General features: G+C 44.4%; 15 protein-coding genes and 1 pseudogene. 8 read left to right on the top strand and 8 right to left on the bottom strand.

The genetic code is table 11. The features are described 5' to 3' along the window. Positions 1–324 precede the first annotated feature (324 nt). The 6 genes and pseudogenes from H7T92_RS10335 to H7T92_RS05640 all read left to right on the top strand — a co-directional run. Positions 325–417, top strand: a pseudogene (locus tag H7T92_RS10335) (CPBP family intramembrane glutamate endopeptidase); the annotation flags it as partial. A gap of 146 nt (positions 418–563) precedes the next feature. After that, positions 564–2,795, top strand: a complete 2,232-nt coding sequence (locus tag H7T92_RS05660; RefSeq protein WP_201037292.1) for a glycoside hydrolase family 31 protein — start codon at positions 564–566, stop codon at positions 2,793–2,795. A 68-nt stretch (positions 2,796–2,863) separates the two neighbouring features. Beyond that, complete coding sequence (locus tag H7T92_RS05655) at positions 2,864–4,471, top strand: alpha-glucosidase (RefSeq protein WP_201037291.1); 1,608 nt, start codon at positions 2,864–2,866, stop codon at positions 4,469–4,471. A 599-nt stretch (positions 4,472–5,070) separates the two neighbouring features. Continuing rightward, on the top strand, positions 5,071–7,320 hold the full coding sequence (gene metE, locus H7T92_RS05650) for a 5-methyltetrahydropteroyltriglutamate--homocysteine S-methyltransferase (RefSeq protein WP_049497962.1): 2,250 nt from the start codon (positions 5,071–5,073) through the stop codon (positions 7,318–7,320). A 113-nt stretch (positions 7,321–7,433) separates the two neighbouring features. Continuing rightward, positions 7,434–8,309, top strand: a complete 876-nt coding sequence (metF, locus tag H7T92_RS05645; protein WP_201037290.1) for a methylenetetrahydrofolate reductase [NAD(P)H] — start codon at positions 7,434–7,436, stop codon at positions 8,307–8,309. Between the two features lie 132 nt (positions 8,310–8,441). Continuing rightward, entirely contained in the window at positions 8,442–11,378 is a 2,937-nt protein-coding gene (locus tag H7T92_RS05640; protein WP_201037289.1) for an AAA family ATPase, read from the top strand. Between the two features lie 125 nt (positions 11,379–11,503). On the opposite strand, the gene hutG is transcribed toward H7T92_RS05640, so the two are convergent. The 8 genes from hutG to H7T92_RS05600 form a co-directional block, all read right to left on the bottom strand. After that, positions 11,504–12,496 carry a formimidoylglutamase gene (gene hutG, locus H7T92_RS05635; RefSeq protein ID WP_024054987.1) on the bottom strand — a complete coding sequence of 331 codons (993 nt, stop codon included), beginning with the start codon at positions 12,494–12,496 and terminating at the stop codon, positions 11,504–11,506. A gap of 82 nt (positions 12,497–12,578) precedes the next feature. Beyond that, complete coding sequence (hutH, locus tag H7T92_RS05630; RefSeq protein WP_003008651.1) at positions 12,579–14,120, bottom strand: histidine ammonia-lyase; 1,542 nt, start codon at positions 14,118–14,120, stop codon at positions 12,579–12,581. Between the two features lie 215 nt (positions 14,121–14,335). Continuing rightward, positions 14,336–15,679 carry an APC family permease gene (locus tag H7T92_RS05625; protein WP_049474092.1) on the bottom strand — a complete coding sequence of 448 codons (1,344 nt, stop codon included), beginning with the start codon at positions 15,677–15,679 and terminating at the stop codon, positions 14,336–14,338. A gap of 21 nt (positions 15,680–15,700) precedes the next feature. Then, a complete protein-coding gene (locus H7T92_RS05620; protein ID WP_201037288.1) occupies positions 15,701–16,279 on the bottom strand; it encodes a HutD/Ves family protein in 579 nt (192 codons plus the stop codon). 15 nt (positions 16,280–16,294) lie between these two features. Then, positions 16,295–17,968 (bottom strand): formate--tetrahydrofolate ligase, encoded by a 1,674-nt coding sequence (locus H7T92_RS05615; RefSeq protein WP_003008645.1) that lies wholly within the window; start codon positions 17,966–17,968, stop codon positions 16,295–16,297. A 35-nt stretch (positions 17,969–18,003) separates the two neighbouring features. Continuing rightward, positions 18,004–18,633: a cyclodeaminase/cyclohydrolase family protein gene (locus H7T92_RS05610; RefSeq protein WP_201037287.1), complete on the bottom strand. Its 630-nt coding sequence runs from the start codon at positions 18,631–18,633 to the stop codon at positions 18,004–18,006. Between the two features lie 12 nt (positions 18,634–18,645). After that, positions 18,646–19,545 carry a glutamate formimidoyltransferase gene (ftcD, locus tag H7T92_RS05605; RefSeq protein ID WP_049523350.1) on the bottom strand — a complete coding sequence of 300 codons (900 nt, stop codon included), beginning with the start codon at positions 19,543–19,545 and terminating at the stop codon, positions 18,646–18,648. A gap of 82 nt (positions 19,546–19,627) precedes the next feature. Beyond that, complete coding sequence (locus H7T92_RS05600) at positions 19,628–21,658, bottom strand: urocanate hydratase (RefSeq protein WP_201037286.1); 2,031 nt, start codon at positions 21,656–21,658, stop codon at positions 19,628–19,630. Between the two features lie 199 nt (positions 21,659–21,857). Here H7T92_RS05600 and hutI point away from each other — a divergent pair, with 199 nt between their 5' ends. Then, entirely contained in the window at positions 21,858–23,105 is a 1,248-nt protein-coding gene (gene hutI, locus H7T92_RS05595; RefSeq protein ID WP_021153803.1) for an imidazolonepropionase, read from the top strand. Between the two features lie 291 nt (positions 23,106–23,396). Continuing rightward, positions 23,397–25,781: a phosphoketolase family protein gene (locus H7T92_RS05590; RefSeq protein ID WP_201037285.1), complete on the top strand. Its 2,385-nt coding sequence runs from the start codon at positions 23,397–23,399 to the stop codon at positions 25,779–25,781. The last annotated feature ends 73 nt before the right edge of the window (positions 25,782–25,854 follow it).

Raw genomic sequence — 25,854 nt, 5'->3', positions numbered from 1 at the left:
AATTCATTAGAATTCGATTTCGTCGTCCCACCTCCGCACAGTTGAGTAGGGCTGTAAAAGCTGATGAAATCAGCGTAGTAGAGCCCACTCAACCACTGCGTCTTGCTCAACAATCCAAAAACAATTAAGAGGCTAGGACTTTTGTCCCAGCCTCAGAATGTTGATAACCTATTTTTTAACTAAAATAGGTGAAATGATTCTGCAGAAATATGATTTTTAATTTTTACTCCGCAGACGCCCTCTGTATCTTAATTAGTCATGGAACTTCCTGGATTGCTGAAATCATCCACTGGATAATTTAACCTAACGTCCGTCCTAAAGTTCGTCAAGAATCTCTTGCCATTTTTCCTCATGCATGCCTTGGCAGATATGTTTGGATCTAGTCTCATGTATCTCTTGATCCATTGGGGAAGTTGATCTTATAAAATTTTAGGAAAGGCTCTGTCAGGTGTTGACAGGCCTTTTTTTGAGTGCTATAGTAAAATCGTAAACGCCTACACGGAGAGGCGGAGCAGATAAAAAGCGGGCAGTCAGATGCCCTATAAAAAGAGGAGGAAAGACAAATGGCAGGATCAGTGATACAGGGAGATAACTACCGAATCTCCGTATTAACGGAATCTTTGGTTCGCTTAGAATACTCAGAGGATGGTGTTTTTGAAGATGGTCAGACGCAAGTTGTGCAAAATCGTGATTTTGGACCTGTTGCTTATGAGGTCGTAGAGACAGAAGAGGTCCTCGATCTGCATACGGAGCATCTCCACCTTCATTTTGAAAAGGGACCTTTTACACCGGATCGGCTTTTTATTGAGCTCAAGGGTCAGTATGCAGTCTATGGTAGCCGGTGGCACTATGGAGATCAGCCTGAGACCTTGAAAGGTACCAGTCGGACGCTTGACGAGGTCGATGGAGCTATGGAGTTGGAAGATGGGATCTTGAGCAAGGCCGGTTATGCTCTTTTGGACGATTCCAGTTCCTACTTGTATGATGTCGAAAGCGGATTTAGAGCACGGCCATGTTCAGAAGTGGATCTGTATTTCTTCGGTTATGGGCGCGATTATCTAGGGGCCTTGAAAGATTTTTACCATCTGACAGGACAGCCACCACTCTTGCCACGTTATGCTCTGGGAAACTGGTGGAGTCGGTATTGGCCTTATACCAGTCAGGAGTACACAGATTTAATGGATCGTTTCAAAGCTGAAGGGGTGCCTTTGGCTGTCAGTGTGATCGATATGGACTGGCACAAGACAGCAATTCCTGCTCGCTTTGGAAGTGGTTGGACGGGCTATAGTTGGAACCGGGACTTGATTCCTGATCCAGCTGCCTTCTTACATGGTCTTCATGAGCGTGGTTTAAAGGTGACCTTAAATGTCCATCCAGCAGATGGCATTCGCGCCTTCGAAGATGCTTACCCCAAGGTCGCAAAACGCTTGGGATTAGATGCGGAAAAAGAAGAAGCGGCTAGCTTTGACTTTTACAGTCCAGCCTTTCGCGAAGCTTATTTCGAAGATGTCCACCATCCCTTGGAAAATCAAGGAGTCGACTTTTGGTGGATTGATTGGCAACAGGGAAGTCATGGCAAGATGGATCCCCTTTGGTTGTTAAATCACTATCATTATCTAGACAATTGCCGAAAAGGCCAAGCTGGTCTCATCTTATCGCGTTATGGGGGTCCTGGCAGCCACCGGTATCCGATCGGTTTTTCAGGGGATACCATTGTGACTTGGGAATCCCTAGCCTTTCAACCCTATTTTACCAGCACAGCTTCAAATATCGGCTATACGTGGTGGAGTCACGATATTGGTGGCCATATGCGGGGTTACTATGATGAAGACTTGGCTCTTCGCTGGTTGCAGTTTGGGGTCTTTAGTCCGATCAATCGTCTCCATAGTTCTTGTAATGCCTTTAACAGCAAGGAACCGTGGTTTTACTCGCCTGAGACTTGTCGCTGGATGAAGCAGTATTTGCGCCTGCGTCACAGCTTACTGCCTTATCTTTACACCATGAATGTGGCGACGCATGAAGAAGGACTGCCTTTGGTTCAGCCCCTCTATTACCATTACCCAAACGAAGAAGAGGCTTATGAGGCTAAAAATCAATATTTCTTTGGTAGTGAACTCATGGTGGCCCCAATTACCGAATCGCTGGATCCGGTCTTTCATAGTGCTTCTGTGAGTGTTTGGTTCCCAGACGGAGTTTGGTATGATTTCTTCCATGATTGGAAGTACGAAGGAAAAGGCAAGCTTACAGTCTTTAGAGCTAGCCAGGATATTCCGGTCTTTGCTCGTGCAGGAGCCATCATCCCTATGGATGCACAACCGCAGACAGGGGTAGAGCTCCCAGAAATGCTGGACTGGCATCTTTTCCCAGGTGACAATCGTTCCTTCGTACTCGTTGAAGGAGAAGGAGATAACAGGGTTGAAACCCGCCTAACTGTCAATTGGGATGAAAGAAAGATTAGGCTGGATTTAACAGGTGATCTAACGCTGCTTCCTGAAAAGAGACAGCACCGGTTCTTCCTCCATACCTTAGAGACAGCCCCTATCTTAGTAGACAATCAAAGTCAAGAAATTGCGATGGGTGAGCTGCAATCGCGTCCTACTGCAAAAGAAGATCGGATGTTTGAGCTCTTGAAATCTGCCAACCTGGCCTACGATAGGAAGAATGAATTATTTGCGGCTTGTTCAAGAGCCAAGGATTGGAAACAGTTGATGAAGATCATTACACCTTTAGAGGAAGGTTTGCGTCAACGTCTCTTTGAAGTGATTTATTCCAGTGAAGAGAATGAAGACTTGTAAATTCTTGCAATTTTACCCCTATTTTTGTATGATGAAAGTGATTTCACAATCATAAAGGAGAAGAAAAAATGGAACAAAAATGGTGGCATAATGCCGTAATTTACCAAGTTTATCCAAAAAGTTTCAAGGATAGTAATGGCGATGGCATCGGGGATCTCAAGGGGATCACGAGCAAGCTAGACTATCTGGAAAAGCTAGGGATTACAGCCATCTGGCTCTCACCAGTCTACAAGAGTCCCATGGATGATAACGGCTATGACATCTCGGATTACGAGGATATTGCCTCCATCTTTGGTACCATGGAAGATATGGAAGAATTGATCGCAGAAGGTCAGAAACGCAAGATCAAAATCATCATGGACTTGGTGGTCAACCATACCTCTGATGAGCATGCTTGGTTTATCGAGGCGCGTGAAAACCCAGACAGTCCAAAGCGGGATTTCTATATTTGGCGCGATGAGCCCAATGGCATTATTTCTGCTTTTAGTGGCTCTGCTTGGGAATTTGATGAAGCCTCAGGCCAATACTACCTGCATAACTTTAGTAAGAAGCAACCAGACCTTAACTGGGAAAATGAGGAGCTTCGTCATCAGATCTATGACATGATGAATTTCTGGATTGACAAGGGAATTGGTGGCTTCCGTATGGATGTGATCGATATGATCGGTAAGATCCCAGATCAGGAAATCATCAGCAATGGTCCCATGCTCCATCCTTACTTGAAGGAAATGAATCAAGCAACCTTTGGTGATAAGGATCTGCTTACAGTAGGAGAAACTTGGGGAGCGACTCCAGAGATTGCCAAGCAGTACTCCAGTCCAAAAAATCAAGAATTGTCCATGGTTTTCCAATTTGAACACATCGGCCTTCAATACCAACCGGGTCAACCAAAGTGGCACTACGCTAAGGAATTGGATGTGCCTAAATTGAAGGAAATTTTCACCAAGTGGCAGACGGAATTAGGAAAAGACGAAGGCTGGAATTCCCTCTTTTGGAACAACCACGATCTCCCACGGATTGTGTCAACTTGGGGGGATGATGGCGACTACCGTGTCAAATCTGCCAAGGCTTTAGCTATTCTGCTTCACTTGATGAAGGGAACTCCGTATATCTATCAAGGGGAAGAAATTGGGATGACCAATTATCCATTTAAGACCCTCGAGGATGTGGAAGATATCGAGTCAATCAACTATGCCCATGAAGCCTTAGAAAAAGGAGTGCCACTCGAAGTGATCATGGATCAGATCCGCCATATTGGTCGGGACAATGCACGGACACCGATGCAGTGGAATGATGAAGCAGAAGCTGGCTTTACGACAGGTCAACCATGGCTTGCTGTCAACCCAAACTACAAAGAGATCAATGTTGAGGCTGCTCTAGCAGATCCAGACTCCATTTTCTATACCTACCAAGCTCTGGTGGCCTTGAGAAAAGAGCATCCTTGGCTTGTGACGGCTGATTATGAATTGGTGGACGCAGTAGACAAGGTTTTTGCTTACAAGCGGGTAGAAAGAGAGCAAGCCTACCTCGTCGTTGTCAATCTCTCAAGTCAAGAGCAAGACTTACCGCTTGTCAATGGAGTTGAAGAGGTTCTCATTGCCAATACCAAGGTAGAACAAGTCCTCGAATCAGGCAAGTTAGCCCCTTGGGATGCCTTCTGTGTTAAATTAGCCTAATACAATTAAGGAAAATAGAAGAAATTACTTCCTCGTAGAAGCAGGTCTTTCTCAGTAGAGAAGGCCTGTCAGATTGGGAACGACGTCATCTAAAAAACTTTCCTTAGGTGAGTACGGACGTCAGCGAACTTCTACGAAGTTTCAAGACTAATTATTGAGCCTAAGGTCTCAAAACTCCCGAGTGCTAGAAACAAAAGTGTTTCTAGCACTTTTCTCACGGCGGAAAGTTTCAGTAGTTGATAGAATCATTCTAACTAATAAATTTTTATAGAATTTATTAGATTTATTAGATTTGTAAACAAGAGCAGTTTGTTTATGCTCCCACGGGTCTTTCTTGGTAGAGGAGGCCTGTTTTGCTTTTTAGGGGTTATTCTTCTAGCAGAATCCGCTCAGAAATCCGCTCAAAAATGGTTCGGTGATGCATGGGCTATAGGAAATATTTATAAGCAGTCCTAGTTTTTGCTTTTGATCTCTGGTCCCAAGGCCTATTAAATCCGTGTTATAGTTTTTACCTATATCAAAATTCGTGTAAAAGCAATTATACAAGATGGCTATCTTCTGATATGATAGTGTCAATTAGAATTTTTGGAGGACACAACATGTCAACTACAATTATCGGTTTCCCACGTTTGGGTGAATTCCGTGAATTAAAATTTACAACTGAAAAATACTTTAGAAAAGAAATCTCAGCAGACGAGCTCTTGGCAGCTGCTAAAGACTTGCGTGCTAAACACTGGAACATTGTTAAAGAACAAGGCATCTCAGAGATTCCTTCAAATGACTTCTCACACTACGACAATTTCCTTGATGCAGCCTTCCTTTTCAACGTCGTGCCTGCATCTGTTCAAAACTTGGATTTGACAGACCTTGAACAATACTTCGCTTTGGCGCGTGGTTACCAAGGTGAAAAAGGGGATGTGCGTGCCCTTCCAATGAAAAAATGGTTCAACACCAACTACCATTACATCGTTCCTAAATTTGAAAAAACAACAGAAGTGAAATTGGCTGGTCACAAGATTTTTGATGAGTACCAAGAAGCTAAAGAATTGGGGATCAACACTCGTCCAGTAGTCGTTGGACCATTCACTTTCCTTCAATTATCTGACTTTGAAGATGGTGTGAAAGCGGAAGACTTCGTTGACAGCTTGGTTGCTGCTTACCAAGAAGTCTTTGCTAAATTGGCTGAGCTTGGTGCGACTCGTATTCAACTCGATGAGCCAGCTCTTGTTAAAGATTTGACAGCTGAAGAAAAAGCTCTCTTCTTGAACCTCTACAACAAACTCTTGGCTGACAAGAAAGGTCTTGAAGTCTTGATCCAAACTTACTTTGGTGATGTTCGTGATGTCTACAATGACCTTGTAAACTTGCCAGTAGATGGTATTGGTCTTGACTTTGTTGAAGGCAAGAAAACACTTGAATTGGTGAAAGGTGGCTTCCCAGCTGATAAGACCCTTTATGCAGGTATTGTGAATGGGAAAAACATCTGGCGCAACAACTATGAAAAGAGCTTGGAAATCTTGGATCAAGTTCCAGCTGAAAAGGTTGTCTTGACGACTTCTTGCTCCCTTCTTCATGTGCCATTTACAACGGCTAACGAAGATTTTGAACCAGCTATTTTGAACCACTTCGCCTTTGCAGTTGAAAAATTGGGTGAATTGCGTGACTTGGATGCCATCCGCAATGGTCAAGGGGCAGAAGCTCTTGCTGCTAACAAAGAACTCTTTGCAACAGAACGCGTTGGAGCAAATGCTGAACTTCATGCTCGTATCGCAGCTTTGACAGAAGCAGACTACACTCGTTTGCCAGCTTTCGCGGAACGTGAAGAAATCCAAAAAGAAGCCTTCAAGCTTCCAGCACTTCCAACAACTACCATCGGTTCATTCCCTCAAACTAAGGAAGTACGTGCCAAACGTTTGGCCTTCCGTAAGGGTGAATTGACACAAGAAGAATACGATGCCTTCCTTGCTGAAACGATCGACGAATGGATCAAATGGCAAGAAGAAGTTGGATTTGACGTGCTTGTACACGGTGAGTTTGAACGAAACGACATGGTTGAGTACTTCGGTCAAAACTTGTCTGGCTACCTCTTCTCTAAGAATGGATGGGTACAATCATACGGTATGCGTGGGGTGAAACCACCAATCATCTGGGGAGATGTGACTCGTCTTAACCCAATCACTGTGAAATGGTCTAGCTACGCACAAAGCCGTACAGATAAACCTGTTAAAGGGATGTTGACTGGACCTGTTACCATTCTTAACTGGTCATTCCCACGTGAAGACATCTCTATCAAGGATTCTACTCTTCAAATCGCTCTTGCTATCAAGGATGAAGTTCTTGACCTTGAAGCTGCAGGTGTGAAAATCATTCAAATCGACGAGGCTGCTCTTCGTGAAAAATTGCCACTCCGTCGTAGCGACTGGTACGAAGACTACCTTGACTGGGCGATTCCAGCCTTCCGTTTGGTACACTCAACTGTCGCACCAGACACACAAATTCACACTCACATGTGTTACTCAGAATTTACAGATATCATCCCAGCGATCGACAACTTGGATGCTGACGTTATCTCATTTGAGGCAAGCCGTTCAAACCTTGAAATCTTGGATGAGTTGAAAGCGAAAAACTTCCAAACAGAAGTTGGACCTGGGGTTTACGATATCCACTCACCACGTGTCCCACAAGACGGTGAAATTGATCATACTATCGAAGCAATCTTGGCCAAAGTACCAAGTGGCAAAGTTTGGATCAACCCTGACTGTGGTTTGAAGACTCGCGGAATTAAAGAAACAAAAGAAAGCTTGATCAAGCTGGTTAATGCCGCTAAAGAAGCGCGTGAACACTTGTAAGAAATGTTTCGAGGACCTTCTATCATCGTGTAGAGGGTTTTCGAAGCGTTCCCTTATCCTAGAAATAGTGGCTCAGAGTTCTTGATCAACGAAACAAAAGAAAAGGATAGAATATGTCACAACACACACCGTCTCTGTCATTTGAAGTTTTTCCTCCAAATCCTGAAGTAGGCAATGCCAAACTCTTACGTGCCTTGGCAAATATGCAGGAGCTAGCTCCCCACTTTATTAGTGTGACCGCTAGCAATAATAAATACAATATCAAAGAGACGACGGTTGCTTTAGCCAATTACATTCAAAATGAATTGTCTATTCCGACGATTGCTCACTTGCCAGCCGTTTATTTGAGCAAGGAAAAAGTGGCTGATACTCTTCAGGAGTTAAATGAAGTTGGGGTGCATCGGATTTTGGCTCTGCGTGGGGATATTATCCCCGGTGTGGAACCTTTAAAAGACTTTCGTTATGCAACAGATCTGATTGAATTTATTAAAACAGAAGCTCCTCATTTTGAGGTGATTGGTGCTTGCTATCCTGAGGGACACCCAGATTCTCCCAACCAAATTTCAGATATTCAAAATCTTAAAAAGAAGGTAGATGCAGGATGCTCTAGCTTGGTCACTCAACTTTTCTTTGACAATGAGCGTTTCTATGATTTTCAAGATAAGTGTACCTTGGCTGGGATCAATGTTCCTATTCATGCAGGAGTGATGCCGATTCTCAATCGCAATCAGGCCCTTCGTCTCCTTAAGACTTGTGAAAATGTTCATATCCCACGGAAGTTTAAAGCGATTTTAGACAAGTATGAGCATGATCCAAAGTCTCTTCGCGCAGCTGGCTTGGCTTATGCAGTCGATCAAATCGTTGATTTGGTTACTCAAGATGTGGCAGGTGTCCATCTTTACACCATGAACAATGAAGATGTCGCTTACCACGTCTACCAAGCAACAAAGGCTTTATTTGCTCATCAACCGAATCTTGAAGGGAATTAATCAACACTTTTAGTAGAAATTGTAGAGATTGAGAAAGAATCGTTCTCAATCTCTTTTTATTTGGATAAATCACTTGCTAAAAACCAACTTTTTTTTTATAGTATAACTAAGACGATTTTGGAGGCGCTTGCAATGAAGAAAGATCTCACGTTAAAGTTATTTGGACCCCCTAAGGTTGTTTTCAATCAGAAAGATATTCGCTTTTCTTTCTCGAAGATGGAGGCCTTGCTTTATTACTTGGCGGTCATGGGCCAAGTTAACCGTGATGAAATAGCCGGTATCCTTTGGGGAGATAAGGAAAACCAAGTAGCTCGCAAAAACTTACGGAATACGGTTTACCAAGCCAATAAAATCTTTGAAGGAGATATCATTGTCTCTCCAAGTCGGAGCAGTTTGGCCCTTAATCCTGACTTGAATCTTTCGCTGGATGTTCAGCTCTTTGAAAGAGATCCACTAAGTGCCTTGGATCTTTATCGGGGAGACTTTCTAGAGGGCTTCTATGTCAAGGATGATGAAGACTTTGACCAGTGGGCTTCTCGCAAACGAGATGCTTATAGGAAGCTTTATGTCGAAAGCTGCTATCAAAAAATTGAAAAGGTCGGTTTCGGAGACCCTAGTATAGAACTCTTGCTCCATCATTTGGTAGAATTGGATGAATATGAAGAGAAAAACTACCAGCTCTTGATGGAGTATTATAGCTTCCACCACCAGCTAGGAAAATTTTTCGAGACCTATTATAAGCTAGTCGATTTATTGGATCGCGAGCTCAGTGTGCGTCCCAGTCGAGCGATTGAGGAACTTTATCACTCCGTTTTGGAAGCCAAACGAACTCATAAACTGACCAATCGCTTGAATATCCGTGAACTTTCCTTTTTTGGTCGGAAACAAGAACTCTCGCAACTCGAGGAATACCTTTCCTTAGTCGAGACGGGTGAAGCGGTAGGTCCTTTTCTGGTGATGGGGCAATCTGGAACAGGTAAGAAACGTCTCTTGCGGCAGTTGGTCTTGATGTCCAATCGCAGTTTTAACTTTATCAAGGTGGAAGGAAAAGCTACCAGTCAGCGCTATGAAGGAAGCGCCTGGAATGATCTCAGACAAGCGCTAGAGAAACTGGGGGATGAGATGGGAATTTCCCTTCTGGAAGAGGAGGATGATCTTATTTCGGTATGGAATCAGCTTCAGAGCCTTAGCAAAGAAAAACCGCTCCTGATCCTGCTTGAAAATGCCCAGTGGATCGATGCAGTGTCTCTAGAAAAAGTGAAACAACTAGAGGAGAGAAGAAACCAGGAGAAATGGCAACTGATTTTTACAGCGGAAGAGCCTCTGCCAGCTTCCTTCGTCAACTTCTTGGGGAGCTTGAAGGTAGAGAAACGGTTGTCTCAACTAGAGTTGACCAATTTTGATCCAAGTGAAAGTCGTGCTCTCTTGAAAGGGGAACTGGGAGCAATAGAGCCGGCAGTGATGGAGCAGATGGTCGAATGGAGTGAAGGCAGTCCGTTCTTGCTGTCCAGCTATATCGAAGAGTGGAAAGAAAATGAAAATTTAGAACCCTTGCCTGATATCATTCAAGCCTATCTTTCTCAGGAGCTTGGGGATATGAGCAGTGAGGAAGAGGCTCTTCTACACTACCTATCTTGTTTTCATAAGCCAATTTCTCTGTCTATCTTGGCGGAATTGACGGCTACAGAGCTTCCTGTTTTGACAGAATTAATCGAGCCTTTATCTGAAAGAGCGATCGTCTCAATCGTAGAAGAAGGCGAGGCTCTCTTGGTTCAATTTTGCAAGCAATTGGTAGCCATGTACTTTTACCATCTTCTTTCGCCAGCTAGACGGCGGCTCTTCCACCAACAAATTGCGCAAAAATTGGAAGAAAGCTTAGAAGATTCAACGGACCTTCTTCTTTATAAGGAAATTGCCTACCAATACAAGCAATCCCAAAATCTTTTGCGTTCCATATCTTTTGAGTTGACCTATTTAGAAGAAATCCTTCAGCTGGAGCATGAGCTGTTTCCGATTTATTCCAAGGTAGATGAGGGGTTCCTATCAGATGGTACAAATAGCCATTTGGACATTTTTGGAGAGCTATCCCGCATTCGCCAAGAATTAGATAACCTCTTTTCAAGGCACCAAAGAGATAGAGAATACAAGCATTTACAACTGCGTTACTTGTACCTAGAAGGCCGCTATTTTATTCGAAGTGGGGAGTATCAAAAGGGGATTCATGATATCCAAAAAGTCATCTCCTATGCGCGGGAACTCAAACAGTCAGACTTCCTTTTAGAGGGTTATCGGCAAATCATTTATTATTGCATTCAAACAGAAAATATTTCTGAGATGGCCTATTATACAGATTTGGCTCTGGAAGATGCTATCCAAGCTAACAATCATGAGATCATCGCGATCCAGTTGCGCTTGAAAGGCTTGTATCATCTAATGGTTGGGGATGAGGAGCAGGCGACCCGGCATCTGTATCGCTCCATTGATTGCTTTAGTTTGACCAATAGTATGCAGGCCAAGTATGCCATTCAAATTGCGGCTTCTTTGGCCTACCTCGCTGAAATAGAGCAAATTAGGGGGCATTTCCAAGTAGCCGTCACCCACTTAGAAGAGGTCTTGCGTTTGGTGGGAGATCAAGCGGTTGATTCTGTCCGTGTCGTATTTGATATTGATCTGGGCATCGCCTATTATTGGAAGGGAGATTTGGTTCAAGCACGCCTTTGTTTTGACAGAGCCCAGAAGATTTTATCCAGTGTTCGCTTCCCTTGGAAGGAAGAATTGCTCGAATTTTATCAATCCTTAATCGCCTGCCAGCAAGGGGATCAGGAGAAGGTTGCGGCTTATCTGGCTCGAAAAGAAAGGACGATGAATCCATCTGCCAATTCGCGGGATAAGGGGATGGTTCATTATCTATTAGCTTACTTATCTGATCAAAAGGAGAAAGGAATAGAGCTCGCTCCTGCCCTGAGCACCTTCTTAAAAGAAGATAAAAATTACTACAAAAAGGTGGCAGAGCAACACTTGAATCCATACAGAGATCGTCAGTTTCTTAAGAAATTAAAAGACCTGTAGTGTCTCTTATCTAAATCATAAGAGAAGGCTAAGAGGCCATGCCTCCTTTCAGGCGAAAATGAAAAAAGCATAGAAATACCCAAGCAATGGGTGTTTCTATGCTTTTTATGTGTGTAGAAATCTTCTTAGTTCAGTTTTTGTTGCGCCAATATTTGGGTCAAGTAAAAGATAAAGGTCGCAGCAAGGTTTGAAGTATGGTTGTCAATGTCATGAGGAGGAGAAACTTCCACGACATCAAATCCGATTAGCTTACCACTAGCAGCAATGTGTTGGAGAAGCAGAAGGGCCAGTTTGGGATCGACACCCAATGATTGGATGGCGCTAACACCAGGAGCAGAGCCGACCGCAAAGCAATCCATATCAATAGACAGATAGATCGCGGTTTGGTTTTCTAAAAATTGATCGATTCGATCCAGAATGGCTTGGTGGCTCATCTGGAAGAGGTCTTGCCCTGTTAAGAAATCAATGCTTGGTGTTTTAGCGACATAATTAAAGAGGAAGAGGTTGTTATTGTGCTCTTGGATCCCAAGGATGAGGTAAGGGAAGTCCTGACCTTTTTCTTTAGCATGATCAGCCATTTGACGAAATCCTGTTCCAGAATTGGGACCGGTTTGGTCGTATGGCCGCAAATCAAAGTGGGCATCCAGATTGATCACAGCCAGTTGTTCATCTTTTTCTAAACTGGATTGAATCCCTAGATAGTGGCCGTACGCAGTTCCGTGACCGCCTCCTAGGACAATAGGTTGGATCCCTAATTGGTACATGCGCTGGATCGCTTGTGAGAGACTTTCTTGGAGTTCTTCTAGTGAATGGTTGGGCCCGTCAATATTTCCCACATCATACACTGTCACATTGGTTCCCCAGTGCCATGGAAGTTTAGCGATTTGAGAACGGATGGCTGTAGGACCCTCGACTGCTCCTACACGCCCATTATTGATATAGACTCCTTTGTCGCTCTTAAAGCCGATGATCCCAAAGGTCATACCCTCAAATGGAGTGAGGGTCTCGTCGTTTAGGTCTAAAAATTTGGTGACCATTCCCCATTTGGCCGTGTAGGGATTGTCCTCGATGCTACCTTGGTAGTAGCTGTAGGTCATTGGATAGTAGTTTGTGAGCAAGCTTGTCGCCTCCCTTATTTTTCTGAAAGCAGGCAGAGGCTGAGAAGATCGCCAGCCTCTGTTTTGCTTTATTCTTACTGTATCAGTATTGAATGCTTAAGTCAACTGCTTTTTCGATGGTTGCTAAGAATTCTTCGCTTTCGACAACAGCAGATGCTTTATTGAGTTCTTCAAAGATTTCGATATCTTTGTCAAATTCAATGAAGTTCAGTTTTTGACGAATCAGCTCATAAGCTGGTTTTGTCCCTTTACCAAGTTCATGATTTTCTGGTTTGAGATCTAAGGCTTGGCAGGCTGCCATGATTTCAGTAGCAACGATGCGACGTGAGTTTTTAAGAATTTCTGCTGCTTTACGAGCGGCAGTCGTTCCCATGCTGACGAAATCTTCTTGGTTTTCACAAGATGGAATAGAATCGACACTAGCAGGGTGAGCCAAAATTTTATTTTCCGATGCAAGGGATGCACAAGCATACTGGGTAATCATGAAGCCTGAGTTGAGTCCAGGGTGTTTGACCAAGAAGGATGGTAATTTACTGAGTTGGCTGTTGACCAAGCGTTCCACCCGACGTTCAGATACGTTCCCAATTTCAGAAAGGGCAATGCCTAAGAAGTCAAATGGTTGCGCCATTGGTTCACCGTGGAAGTTACCTCCTGAGATGACGTGTCCTTCTTTGGTAATGATTGGGTTATCTGTGACAGAGTTGATTTCGATTTCAACTTTTTCTTTTACGTAAGCAATAGAATCCTTGCTGGCTCCATGTATTTGAGGGATACAGCGAAGTGTATAAGGATCTTGTACCCGTTGTTGAGTCGCAACAGTGGTATTCTTGCTTCCTTCAAGAAGGTTACGGATATTTCGAGCAGTTGCCAATTGTCCACTTTGTGGGCGGATGGAATGAAGGTCTTCTTCGAATGGACTGGTAATTCCATTGTGAACTTCCATTGAGAGAGCACCAGCGATATCAGAGAGTTTGAGCAATTGGATACCATCATAAGTCGCAAGAGCACCGATACCCGTTAGGACGGTTGTACCGTTGATCAAGGCAAGCCCTTCTTTGGCAGCCAATTGGATCTTTTCAATTCCAGCACGATCTAAGGCTTCTTGACCACTGAGAAGTTCTCCTTTGTAGTAGGCGCGTCCAAGACCCAACATTGGTAAAACCATATGAGCAAGTGGTGCTAAGTCTCCAGAAGCTCCGAGAGAGCCTTTTTCAGGGATATAAGGAGTGACTCCTTTGTTGAGCAATTCTAACAGTTTTTCAACGGTTGATAGACGAATGCCAGAATAACCTTTCAATAGTGAGTTAATACGGATCAGCATGATGGCACGAACGGCATCTTCAGGAAGTGGATCACCGAAGCCAGATGAGTGAGTTCGAATCAGGTTTTCTTGCAGTTGAACAGTATCTTCTGGAGAGATGCTGACATTACAGAGGGAACCAAAGCCAGTGGTTACACCATAGACGACTCGTTTTTCCCGGACAATGTCATCAACGATTTTACGGGATGCGATAACGGCTTCTTTGGCTTGTTCATCAAGCTCACATTGGGCACCGTGCCGAGCTACAGCGATGACTTCTTCGAGTGTTAAGCTATTACCATCTAAATGAATCAATTGAGTCATATAAAACCTCCGATTATGAATAGTTGTTCTGTGGAAGTAGTGTTGTTTACTTCGGTTTGAATACCAAACATGGGCCCATTGTCTATTGATCTAAAAAATTGAAAAGAGTCATAGAGAAAAGGGCTCAGGTTTGACATTCGTGGAGTCCTAGATGGGTTAGGGAGCAAAACCGAGCTTCGCTCCCGTCTCTGTTCCCATCTACTGTGTAAAGAAAATTAGTGAGGAAGGGCTTTAGATTTGTGTAGTTTATCACCGTGGAAAACAAAGTAGAGTCCACTTGCGATCACTAGACCGATGGCACCCCAAACAAAGTTCATTAGGTTGTCCCCTGCAATCATCAAGATACTGATGACAACAGCTAGAACTGGGATAACAGGACCAAATGGAACTCGGAAGGTAACCTTTTTGTCTGGGTACATTTTTCTGAGTTTGATGGCTGCCAAAGCAGTTGGAATGTATTGGAAGAAACGGAAGACAACACTGAAGGTTGCTAATGATTCGAAAGAGCCAGATAACAAGAGTAAGAAAGCGAAGATACCAGAGATGATAATGGCAATGACAGGGGCATTCTTAGAGTTTGTTTTTCCAAGCCCTTCTGGTAAGAGTTTTTCAGTTGCTAATGCGGCACCGAAACGAGGGACCATGATGGATTCACCAATGTTTAATCCAGCGATTGAAATGAGGGCTCCGTAAGAAACGAGGGGAGCTCCGATAGGGCCAATCATTTCGACAAATGCGTCTTGTACTGGTGCACCGGTTTGCATAATGCGACCACCAAGCATGGCGATTGTTCCTGCGATGATCAACATGTAGAGAACAGATACAATACTGATAGAACCTAGAATAGCGCGGGGAACGTTCTTTTCAGGGTTGCGCATTTCCCCTGCAACGATAGACATGGTTTCAAATCCGATGAAACCGTAGAAGATGTAGACGGCTGTACTAGAAATAGAACTGAAGAGACTTGTTCCACTTTCCAATTGAAGGAAAGGTGTGAAGTTGCCCTTGCTCACCCCACCGGAAATGAAGAAGATGGCAAAGAGTGAGAAGAGGACAATTGGAATTAATTTTGCAACAGTAGCTGTCAGAGTAAACATCTTAGAGGTTTTCAGACCAGCAATGTTCATCAGACTCAAGAGAATCAGCATACCGATACTGATCGGAAGGTTGTAGCCTTCAAATGCTGGGAAGGTGATGATGAAGATCTTAGCAAAGCCGGCTAACATGGCAGCCCAAGCGATAACAGTAACGGCCCAACCGAGAATCCCAACGTTAAAGCCAACGAAGTCTCCGAAAGCGGCTTTTGAGTATTGCATGGCTCCACCGTTTTTGTCGAAGTAGCCAGCTGTTTCAGCCAGACAGGCTGATAGTAGCATGACGAGAATGGCAACCCCGAACATGACAGCTAGAGAAGCTGGTCCGAGGCCAGAATAAATTTTTTGAGGGAGGAGGAAGATACCAGATCCGATGACGGCATTGATACCGTAAAGAGTGGCACCGCTAAAGCTGAATTTCGCTTTTTCTTGTTCCTCAATCGACTGTTTATGTGCTCCGTTCATAATGTTTCTCCTTTGTGAACATTATTGTAGTCCAGTCCAGATAGCAATCGGTTGCTCCCCAGACTGATGGGGTAAAAACGTGATTGTCATCTCTTGAAGAGGAGATGCTTGTTCGATCACCAGGAGCTCGTGAGTTTGGAGGGTTTGAGAATGATTGGTTTCCCATTCGAGTGTTAATGGACAGAGAGCGTAGATCAATTGATAGCGACTCTGACTTTTGACACTCTCTTTTGGGGATATAGCACTCATATGCCCCTGATAAGAAGGTTTGTAAATCAAATTAAAGTCTTGACAAGTCCCTTGGCTAGATACAGGATCTCCCCCATCAAAGAAGTAGCTTTGAAAGGGGTTCAAAACCACTTCTTTATGGTGATGGGTGAGCCTAATGGAGGCATTCAAGGGCATCAAGATTCGGTGGTAGCCCGTGAGATCGGTAAAGTTACTTTTTTCAACCTCTACCGTTGCAGTAGAGAGGCGGAAGTCAAAGGTCCGATCTGGATAGCTTCCTCCCTCTGGGGAGAGAAAGAGTTGGGTGGTTTGGCCACCGGACCAGGTAGAAATTTGATAATCTGCGGGGGTAAGATGAAGGAGAGTCACCATAGGACGCCTTCTTTCTTAAAAGAGACCAGTGATATTGCCGTGGGCATCGATATCAATCTTTTCACTGGCAGGAACTTTAGGTAGGCCAGGCATGGTCATAATGGTACCCGTGAGAGCTACGATGAAGCCAGCTCCGGCAGCCACCTTAAGGTTACTGATTTTAACTGTGAAATCTTTTGGTGCTCCCATTTTCTTCGCATCGTCTGAGAAGGAATATTGGGTTTTGGCCATACAGATTGGGTAGTTTGAGAAGCCCAGAGCTTCTAATTCTTTCAGTTCGCGTTTGGCCGCTGGTGTTAAGCTGATGCCTTTACCACCATAGACTTTTGTGACGATCTTGGTCAATTTTGTTTCAATGCTGTCTTCTTCGTCATAGACATAAGAGAAGTGGTTTTCTTCTTGAGCCAGTTGAATGACTTTTTCAGCCAAGTCACGACCACCAGCTCCACCTTTTGCCCAGACATCTGAGATGACCACATCTACATTGCGTTTCTTACAAGATTCATAGACAGCTTCTAGCTCTGCCTCAGTATCCAGTGGGAATTTGTTGATGGCAACGACCACAGGTAGACCATAGACTTCTTGGATGTTGGCCAAGTGTTTGTCTAGATTTGGTAGACCATCGATAACGGCTTGGACATTTTCAGTTGCCAAGTCTGCCTTGGCAACTCCACCATGCATCTTGAGAGCACGGATGGTTGCGACGAGGACAACGGCAGCAGGTTTGAGCCCGGCCATACGGCACTTGATATCGATGAATTTTTCAGCACCGAGGTCTGCTCCGAAGCCAGCTTCTGTCACGACATAGTCTGCATATTTGAGGGCTAGTTTAGTAGCCAGCACACTGTTGCAGCCATGGGCGATATTGGCAAATGGTCCGCCGTGGATGATGGCAGGAGTATGCTCCAAGGTTTGCACCAAGTTTGGATGGATGGCATCTTTGAGGACAGCTGCCATGGCCCCTCCAGCCTTGAGGTCTTTGGCTGTGACCGGTTGTCCTTGGTAGTTGTACCCAATAATGATGCGATCAAGACGTTCTTTGAGATCAAGGATATTTTCTGAGAGACAGAGAATGGCCATGATTTCAGAAGCCACGGTGATGTCAAAGCCATCTTCACGAGGAACTCCGTTTGTTTTTCCTTGAAGGCCATCGACAATATGACGGAGTTGACGGTCGTTCATATCGACCACCCGTTTCCAGGTGATGCGACGAGAATCGATGCCCAACTCATTGCCGTGATGGATATGGTTGTCAATCAAGGCTGCAAGGAGGTTGTTGGCAATCCCAATGGCATGGAAGTCTCCGGTAAAGTGAAGGTTGATATCTTCCATTGGAACCACTTGGGCGTACCCGCCACCGGCAGCTCCACCCTTGATCCCAAAAACAGGGCCAAGAGACGGTTCGCGCAGGGCAATGACGGCTTTTTCACCAATAGCTGAAAGAGCATCGACCAAGCCAACAGAGGTGGTTGTCTTTCCTTCTCCAGCAGGTGTCGGAGAGATGGCTGTCACGAGGATCAGCTTTCCATCTTCCTTATCCTTGAGTTGTTCCAGTTGGTTGCTATCAATTTTTGCCTTGTATTTTCCGTAGAGCGAAATATCGTCTTCGGTCAATCCAAGTTCAGCAGCGATATCGGTGATGGGCTTCATTTGGACAGAATTGGCAATTTCAATATCCGATAAAACCATAGAATCCCTTCTTTCTTTATTTTTATTTGCTAGGTTTAAGATAGACTTTCTAAAATGGTTTGGTAAATGTTATCTGCAAGATCAGAACCGGTTTGGAGAAGTTTGAGTCCCTTGCCGTGGTATTCTTGGACGAAGTCTTGGTCCTTGATTCCTGCAATGTTGATCAAGACATTGAGCCAAGCCCCTTGAAGGCCAGCTTTGAGATTCAGAGCAGCCACCCCTAGGTCACTCGCCGCATTGGTGTTGGACTTGCCAACAGCTTCTTTGGTGGTTTCAAGCGCCTCAACGATGAGCTCCATCATAGAGAAAGGAGATACTGTCGCATGTTTCAAAGCTTTTTGCATGGCTTCACGACGAGCGGCTTTCTCTTCTTCCGTTTCTTTTGGAAGATCAAAGACAGCTGATACGACGTTGAAAGCTTCTGTATCCTTGTCGATGGCTTCTAGTAATTGGTCTTGGAGGTGAGCGCTTTTTTCATGAACCCCTTTGATGTGGTCTTCAAATTCTGCGTATTTTTTCTTTCCAATGGTCAGTTCACAGACCATTTTTGTAAGGGAAATCCCATTTGCAGCGGATAGGGCAGCAGCAGAACCACCACCTGGAGCTGGAGCATCCGAACCAAGGACCTTGGCAAACTCCGTAATACTTAAGTCAACTAGTTTCATAGAACTCCCTTTCTAACCCAACAAGTGATTTTCCAAGACTTGTTTGCTGTAGTCAAAGTCTTCTAATTGTAAGTAGTATTCAGCAGAGTCGATCAAAGCCTTAGCAGGAGCCAGTCCAATGAGTTCTGTTCCGATGATGCGAACACCATAGCGTTGCGCTTCGAAACGAACGGTTTCAACGACACGATACAATGGGAATTGTTCCAAGTTGACCATGTTGATGGAGACTTGGGCGATGTTGCGATCTTCTAGCATGACGCCGATCGCTTTACAGTATTTGTATCCACCGCTTGATCCACGAATGATTTTAGAAATTTTATTGGCAATATCTAGGTCGTCTGTGTCAAGGTTAATATTGAACGCAACGAGTGGCATACGGACACCAACGGCTGTAACCCCTGCAGTTGGGTGAATCTTGCGTTCACCGTAGTCTGGCTTCCAGTCTTCTTCCAACAATTTTTCTGGCATTCCTTCAAATTGTCCTTTACGCACTTTGGCCAAGTTCTTCCGTTCTGGGCGAGTTGCAGCATCTTCGTAAAGGAAGATTGGAATACCTAATTCACGATTGATGCGTTCGGCCACTTTGTTAGCGATCTCAACGCATTCAGCTGTAGTGATATCTTTAACCGGAACGAATGGACAAACGTCTGTTGCCCCCATACGAGGGTGTTCACCTTCGTGCTTGGTCATATCAATGTTTTCAGAAGCGTATTTCACCAATTGGAAAGCCACTTCTTGAATGCTTTCTTCATCCCCAACGAGTGTAAAGACGCTACGGTTGTGACTGGCATCAGACGAGTAGTCTAGTAAAGTGACACCTGGAATACTTTTTGCTGTAGCTGCTAATCCGTCGATCACAGCTTGATTGCGTCCTTCAGAGAAGTTTGGAATACACTCAACAATTTTTGCCATATGATTACCTCTTTTTATAGGAGAAGTTGGGGAGGAGAAGTCTTTGCATTTCCTCCCCTTTCTCAGTTTTTATTTTTTGATGTTAAAACAATTTTTGAACGGCTTCTTTGACCAAATCTTCATCTGCCAGATAAGGAATGGTGATGTGGTCTGTTCCTGCATGGAGACGGTTGTACTCGATCGCTGTTTCAATGGCATGGTTATTCCGTGCCCAGTTCCGACGAGCAACCCCACCCATGGTATCCCATGCAATCGCAGATTTGATGATTTCGTCGATCCGGTGGCTACCGTCTAGGACGAGACCAAATCCACCGTTGATGGCTTTACCGATACCAGTACCACCACCGTTGTGGAGAGCGACGAGACTCATACCGCGAGCAGCGTTACCAGCGTAACATTGAACCGCCATATCGCAAGTAACGTTCGAACCATCTTTGATATTGGAGGTTTCACGGAATGGAGCATCTGTACCAGATACGTCATGGTGGTCACGTCCAATCATGACAGGTCCGATCTTGCCTTGGCGAATGAGTTCATTGAATTTCAAAGCAATGTTGACACGGCCCATGCAATCTTGATAGAGGATACGTGCTTGTGTACCAACGACTAGTTGGTTCTTTTCCGCATCGCGAATCCAGTTGTAGTTGTCGCGGTCTTGGTAGCGACGAGTTGGATCGATCGCTTCCATGGCTGCATGGTCAGTTGCAATCAAGTCTTCATGTTTACCGCTGAGGCAGACCCAACGGAATGGACCATAACCATAGTCAAAGAGCATAGGTCCCATGATATCTTCTACATAAGATGGCCAAATGAAGCCATCCTTGTCATCCAAGCCATTCTTAGAAATTTCCTTGATGCCTGAGTCGTAAACAGATTTCATGAAGGCATTACCGTAGTCGAAGAAGTAAGTACCTTTAGCCGTCAAGGCTTTGATCACTGCAAAGTGACGAGCCAAGGTTTCATCAACCAAACGGCGGAAGGTTTCTTTGTCTTCTGCCAGCAAACGTGTACGCTCTTCAAAGCTGATGCCAACTGGGCAATAGCCACCATCATAGACGTTGTGGCAAGAGGTTTGGTCAGACAAGAGATGAACGTGAACTTGGTGTTCATTGACATATTCGAGCAAATCTACGATATTACCATGGTAGGCAATCGAAGTGGATTCACCAGCTTCAAGGGCTGCTTGAGCCAATTTCACAGCTTCTTCGGCACTATCTGTCACTTTGCTAATCCAGCCTTGAGAGTGACGGGTTTCGATCCGAGAGCGGTCCACTTCTGCAACGATGGCAACCGCTTTTGCGATTTCAGCTGCTTTCCCTTGAGCTCCGCTCATTCCACCGAGACCAGATGAAATAAAGAGTTTACCGGTCAAGTCGCCGTCATCAGGCACACCGAGTTTAAGACGACCAGCATTGAGAAGGGTGTTGAAAGTACCGTGAACGATCCCTTGAGGACCGATGTACATCCAGCCACCAGCCGTCATCTGACCGTAGTTGGTTACTCCCATTTCTTCAGCGATTTCCCAGTCGCGCATATTGTCATATTCACCAATCAAGAGACCGTTAGTAATGACGACACGAGGAGCTTCTGGTTTCGATTTGAAGAGGCCTAGAGGGTGACCAGATTCAACCACCAAGGTTTGGTCTTCTGTCATGACTTCCAAGTATTTCTTGATCAAGTTGTACTGCATCCAGTTGGCGCAGACAGATCCTGTTTCCCCATAAGTGACCAATTCATATGGATAAAGGGCAATTTCAAAGCTCAAGTTGTTGTCGATCATGACCTGCATAGCCTTAGCAGCAGTGCATTTTCCTTTGTACTCATCGATTGGTTTTCCGTAGATCCGATCTTTTGGACGGAAGCGATAGCCATAGATCCGACCGCGAGTTCTCAGTTCTTCCAGAAATTCTGGGATCAACTCTTGGTGGAATTTTTTAGGAATGTAACGCAAAGCATTTTTAAGGGCAATTTCAGTCTGAGCTTGCGTTAAGCGGAAGCCTCTATCAGGTGCACGACGGATGCCTTCTTGAAAAGTCGCCTTTTCAGGTAGGACATCAAAGTCAAGTTTGACAGACATAGCAGCTGCAATTTCTTTCTCGTCTATAAATGACATAGCAGAACCCTCCTTATAGTTGGACTGTGAATTTATATTTTCTTTATTGTATCGAAGAAACGTCAATAAAGAGTCAAAAAAAAATATAATTTTTAATAAAGCAAAAAAAAATGAGGGAAAAACTTTTTGACTTTTTTTTGACGCTTTTCCTGTAGAATTGTAAAATGAATAACAATGGAAATAGAAAGGAATGTTTCATATGTCTGCTGATATCCTATTAACCCACTTTAACCAATTGTTTTGTCCGAATGATCTAGGCCATCCTCTCTATGGCAAGGAGATGGCAGAGGCAACAATTCTTTCCGATGCTTATATCGCCATTAAAGATGGAAAGATTCTTGCAGTTGGGACAGGTCAACCAGATCCAGAACTGATCGATGACCATACGGAAGTCAAATCCTGTGAAGGAAAAGTTGCGACTCCTGGTTTAATTGACTGCCACACTCACTTGGTCTATGGAGGCAGTCGTGAACATGAATTTGCGAAAAAGTTAGCGGGTGTTTCTTACTTAGACATCCTCGCTCAAGGCGGTGGAATTCTGAGCACGGTTCGGGCGACACGGGAAGCTTCTTTTGAAAATCTCTATGACAAGTCCAAACGACTGTTGGATTACATGTTGCGTCATGGGGTGACTACTGTCGAAGCCAAGAGTGGCTATGGTTTGGATTGGGAAACTGAAAAACGCCAACTAGATGTAGTAGCTGCCTTGGATCGTGACCATGAAATTGATCTGGTATCAACCTTTATGGCAGCCCATGCGATCCCAACAGAGTACAAGGGCCGTTCCCAAGAATATTTAGATCTCATTGTGGAACAAATGCTTCCAAAAGTGAAGGAAGAAAAGCTAGCTGAGTTCTGTGATATCTTCTGTGAAAAAGGTGTCTTTACAGCAGATGAATCTCGCTATCTTCTTTCTAAAGCTAAGGAGATGGGCTTCAAGCTACGGATCCATGCCGATGAGATCGAGTCCATTGGTGGTGTTGATGTGGCGGCTGAATTGGAATCTACAAGCGCAGAACACTTGATGGTGATTACGGATGAAGGCATTCAAAAACTAGCTGCAGCAAAAGTGATTGGCAATCTATTGCCAGCTACAACCTTCAGCCTCATGGAAGATACCTATGCACCGGCTCGTAAGATGTTGGACGCTGGCATGGCCATCACCCTAACAACGGACAGCAACCCAGGGTCTTGTCCGACAGCCAATCTCCAGTTTGCCATGCATCTGGGTTGCTTCATGATGCGCCTAACTCCAGTAGAAATTCTCAATGCGGTGACCATCAATGCGGCCTATTCAGTTGATCGTGCTAAAACAATCGGCTCTTTCGATGTTGGCAAACAGGCTGACATTACCATCTTTGATGCACCAAATCTAGATTATCTCTTCTATTTCTTTGCGACAAATCTCGTGACAGATGTCTACAAGAAAGGTCAAAAAGTCATTTAACCTACTCCATTTCATTTGGGACTTTGCTCGTTTGCAAAAATCAGCAAAGTCTTTTTTTAAAACCTATCCCTGTAGGGAATGGAACCACTTTAGTGGGAAATTAAAATTTGACGTTCAAAGAATATTTTTCTTACTTTCTGATGTACAAAAAGGGAAATTCTTGATAGAATAGAAGTAATATTGAATATTTTCTTCAATATCATCTGTTTGTCGTGAAAACAGATTGTTTAAACTATTGATCAAACGAACAGGTTGTTCAACAGACCTGTCTAGAAATTGTGAGGAGACAAGATGACTGTCGATTATAACAGCAAAGCTTACTTGGATAAAGTAGACGCTTGGTGGCGTGCAGCCAACTACATTTCAGCTGCTCAAATGTACTTGAAAGATAACCCATTGTTGAAGCGCGAAGTCGTTGAAAATGACTTGAAGGCTCACCCAATCGGACACTGGGGAACTGTACCAGGGCAAAACTTTATCTATGCTCACTTGAACCGTGCCATCAACAAATACGACTTGGATATGTTCTACATTGAAGGACCAGGTCACGGTGGACAAGTAATGGTATCGAACTCTTACTTAGATGGTTCATATACTGAATTGAATCCAACTATCCCTCAAAACGAAGAAGGTTTCAAACACTTGTGTAAGATCTTCTCATTCCCAGGAGGGATCGCCTCTCACGCGGCGCCTGAAACACCAGGATCTATCCATGAAGGGGGAGAACTTGGTTATGCCCTTTCTCACGCTGCAGGTGCTGTATTGGATAATCCAGATGTGATTGCTGCCACAGTGATCGGTGACGGTGAAGGAGAAACGGGTCCATTGATGGCAGGATGGTTGTCAAATACCTTCTTGAACCCAGTCAATGATGGAGCTGTTCTTCCAATCTTCTACCTCAACGGAGGAAAGATCCACAACCCAACGATTTTCGAACGCAAAACAGACGAAGAATTGGCCCTCTTCTTTGAAGGTCTTGGTTGGAAACCAATCTTTGCAAACGTAACCGCTATTTCTGATGACCACGAAGCTGCACACGCTTTGTTCGCTGAAAAATTGGACGAAGCAATTGAAGAAATCAAGAAAGTCCAAGCAGAAGCTCGTAAAGGTTCTGCTGAAGAAGCAACTCAACCAGTATATCCTGTCTTGATTGCTCGTATTCCTAAAGGTTGGACTGGACCAAAAGCTTGGGAAGGAACACCAATCGAGGGTGGCTTCCGTGCTCACCAAGTTCCAATCCCAGTAGATGCTCACCACATGGAGCATGTGGATGCCCTTCTTTCATGGTTGGAATCTTACCGTCCAGCTGAGTTGTTTGACGAAACTGGTAAATTAATTCCTGAAATTGCTGAAATCGCACCAAAAGGTGACCGTCGAATGGCTATGAACCCAATCACAAACGCAGGTGTCATCAAACCAATGAACACAGCTGATTGGAAGAAACATGCCCTTCAATTCAACACACCAGGTGAAATCATGGCTCAAGACATGATCGAATTTGGTAAGTATGCGGCAGACTTGGTGGATGCGAACCCAGATAACTTCCGTATCTTTGGTCCAGACGAAACCAAATCAAACCGTCTTCAAGAAGTTTTCACACGTACAAGCCGTCAATGGTTAGGACGTATGAAACCTGACTACGATGAAGCCTTGAGCCCTGCTGGTCGTGTCATTGACTCTCAATTGTCAGAGCACCAAGCAGAAGGAATGCTGGAAGGATATGTCTTGACAGGTCGTCATGGATTCTTCGCTTCTTACGAATCCTTCCTTCGTGTTGTAGATTCTATGATCACTCAACACTTCAAATGGTTGCGTAAGTCTAAGACACATACAACATGGCGTAAAAACTACCCAGCCTTGAACTTGATTGCAACTTCAACTGTTTTCCAACAAGACCACAATGGCTACACTCACCAAGATCCAGGTATTTTGACTCACTTGGCTGAGAAAACTCCTGAATATATCCGTGAGTACTTGCCAGCAGATACCAATAGCTTGCTTGCAGTGATGGACCAAGCCTTCAAGGGAGAAGATGTGATCAACTTGATCGTTTCTTCTAAACACCCACGTCCTCAATTCTACTCAGCAGCTGAAGCTGAAGAATTGGTTCGTGAAGGATACAAGGTGATCGATTGGGCATCAACTGTTTCAGCAGATGAAGAGCCAGATCTAGTCATTGCAGCAGCAGGTACAGAGCCAAACTTAGAGGCACTTGCAGCCGTAACGATTCTTCACAAAGCCTTCCCAGAATTGAAGATCCGCTTTGTTAACGTTGTAGACATCTTGAAATTGCGTCACCCATCAGTCGACGCGCGTGGACTTTCAGATGAAGAGTTCGACAAGGTCTTCACCGCTGACAAACCTGTGATCTTTGCCTTCCATGGTTACGAAGGCATGATCCGTGACATCTTCTTCAACCGTCACAACCACAACTTGCGTGTGCATGGTTACCGTGAAAACGGAGATATCACAACACCATTCGATATGCGTGTCATGTCTGAGTTGGATCGCTTCCACTTGGCACAAGATGCAGCTAATGCAGCTCTTGGAGATGCAGCAAGCGCATTTGCAACGAAGATGGATGAAACAATCGCCTTCCACCATGACTACATCCGTGAAAACGGAGATGACATTCCAGAAGTTCAAAACTGGAAATGGGAAAACGTGAATAAATAAGAAAAGAGAGTGGGACAGAAATCGGTAATTCGTTAGAATTCGATTTCGTCGTCCCACCTCCGCACAGTTGAGT

It is taken from the genome of Streptococcus parasanguinis, assembly GCF_016648855.1.
In the GTDB taxonomy this organism is placed as follows: Bacteria; Bacillota; Bacilli; order Lactobacillales; family Streptococcaceae; genus Streptococcus; species Streptococcus parasanguinis_L.
This window is presented reverse-complemented; position numbering and strand designations above follow the sequence as displayed.

Excerpts from the sequence above, each read along its gene's own strand:
- H7T92_RS05660 (WP_201037292.1), top strand. The coding sequence starts at position 564 with ATGGCAGGATCAGTGATACAGGGAGATAACTACCGAATCTCCGTATTA.
- H7T92_RS05655 (WP_201037291.1), top strand. The coding sequence starts at position 2,864 with ATGGAACAAAAATGGTGGCATAATGCCGTAATTTACCAAGTTTATCCA.
- metE (WP_049497962.1), top strand. The coding sequence starts at position 5,071 with ATGTCAACTACAATTATCGGTTTCCCACGTTTGGGTGAATTCCGTGAA.
- metF (WP_201037290.1), top strand. The coding sequence starts at position 7,434 with ATGTCACAACACACACCGTCTCTGTCATTTGAAGTTTTTCCTCCAAAT.
- H7T92_RS05640 (WP_201037289.1), top strand. The coding sequence starts at position 8,442 with ATGAAGAAAGATCTCACGTTAAAGTTATTTGGACCCCCTAAGGTTGTT.
- hutH (WP_003008651.1), bottom strand. The coding sequence starts at position 14,120 with ATGACTCAATTGATTCATTTAGATGGTAATAGCTTAACACTCGAAGAA.
- H7T92_RS05625 (WP_049474092.1), bottom strand. The coding sequence starts at position 15,679 with ATGAACGGAGCACATAAACAGTCGATTGAGGAACAAGAAAAAGCGAAA.
- H7T92_RS05620 (WP_201037288.1), bottom strand. The coding sequence starts at position 16,279 with ATGGTGACTCTCCTTCATCTTACCCCCGCAGATTATCAAATTTCTACC.
- H7T92_RS05615 (WP_003008645.1), bottom strand. The coding sequence starts at position 17,968 with ATGGTTTTATCGGATATTGAAATTGCCAATTCTGTCCAAATGAAGCCC.
- H7T92_RS05610 (WP_201037287.1), bottom strand. The coding sequence starts at position 18,633 with ATGAAACTAGTTGACTTAAGTATTACGGAGTTTGCCAAGGTCCTTGGT.
- ftcD (WP_049523350.1), bottom strand. The coding sequence starts at position 19,545 with ATGGCAAAAATTGTTGAGTGTATTCCAAACTTCTCTGAAGGACGCAAT.
- H7T92_RS05600 (WP_201037286.1), bottom strand. The coding sequence starts at position 21,658 with ATGTCATTTATAGACGAGAAAGAAATTGCAGCTGCTATGTCTGTCAAA.
- hutI (WP_021153803.1), top strand. The coding sequence starts at position 21,858 with ATGTCTGCTGATATCCTATTAACCCACTTTAACCAATTGTTTTGTCCG.
- H7T92_RS05590 (WP_201037285.1), top strand. The coding sequence starts at position 23,397 with ATGACTGTCGATTATAACAGCAAAGCTTACTTGGATAAAGTAGACGCT.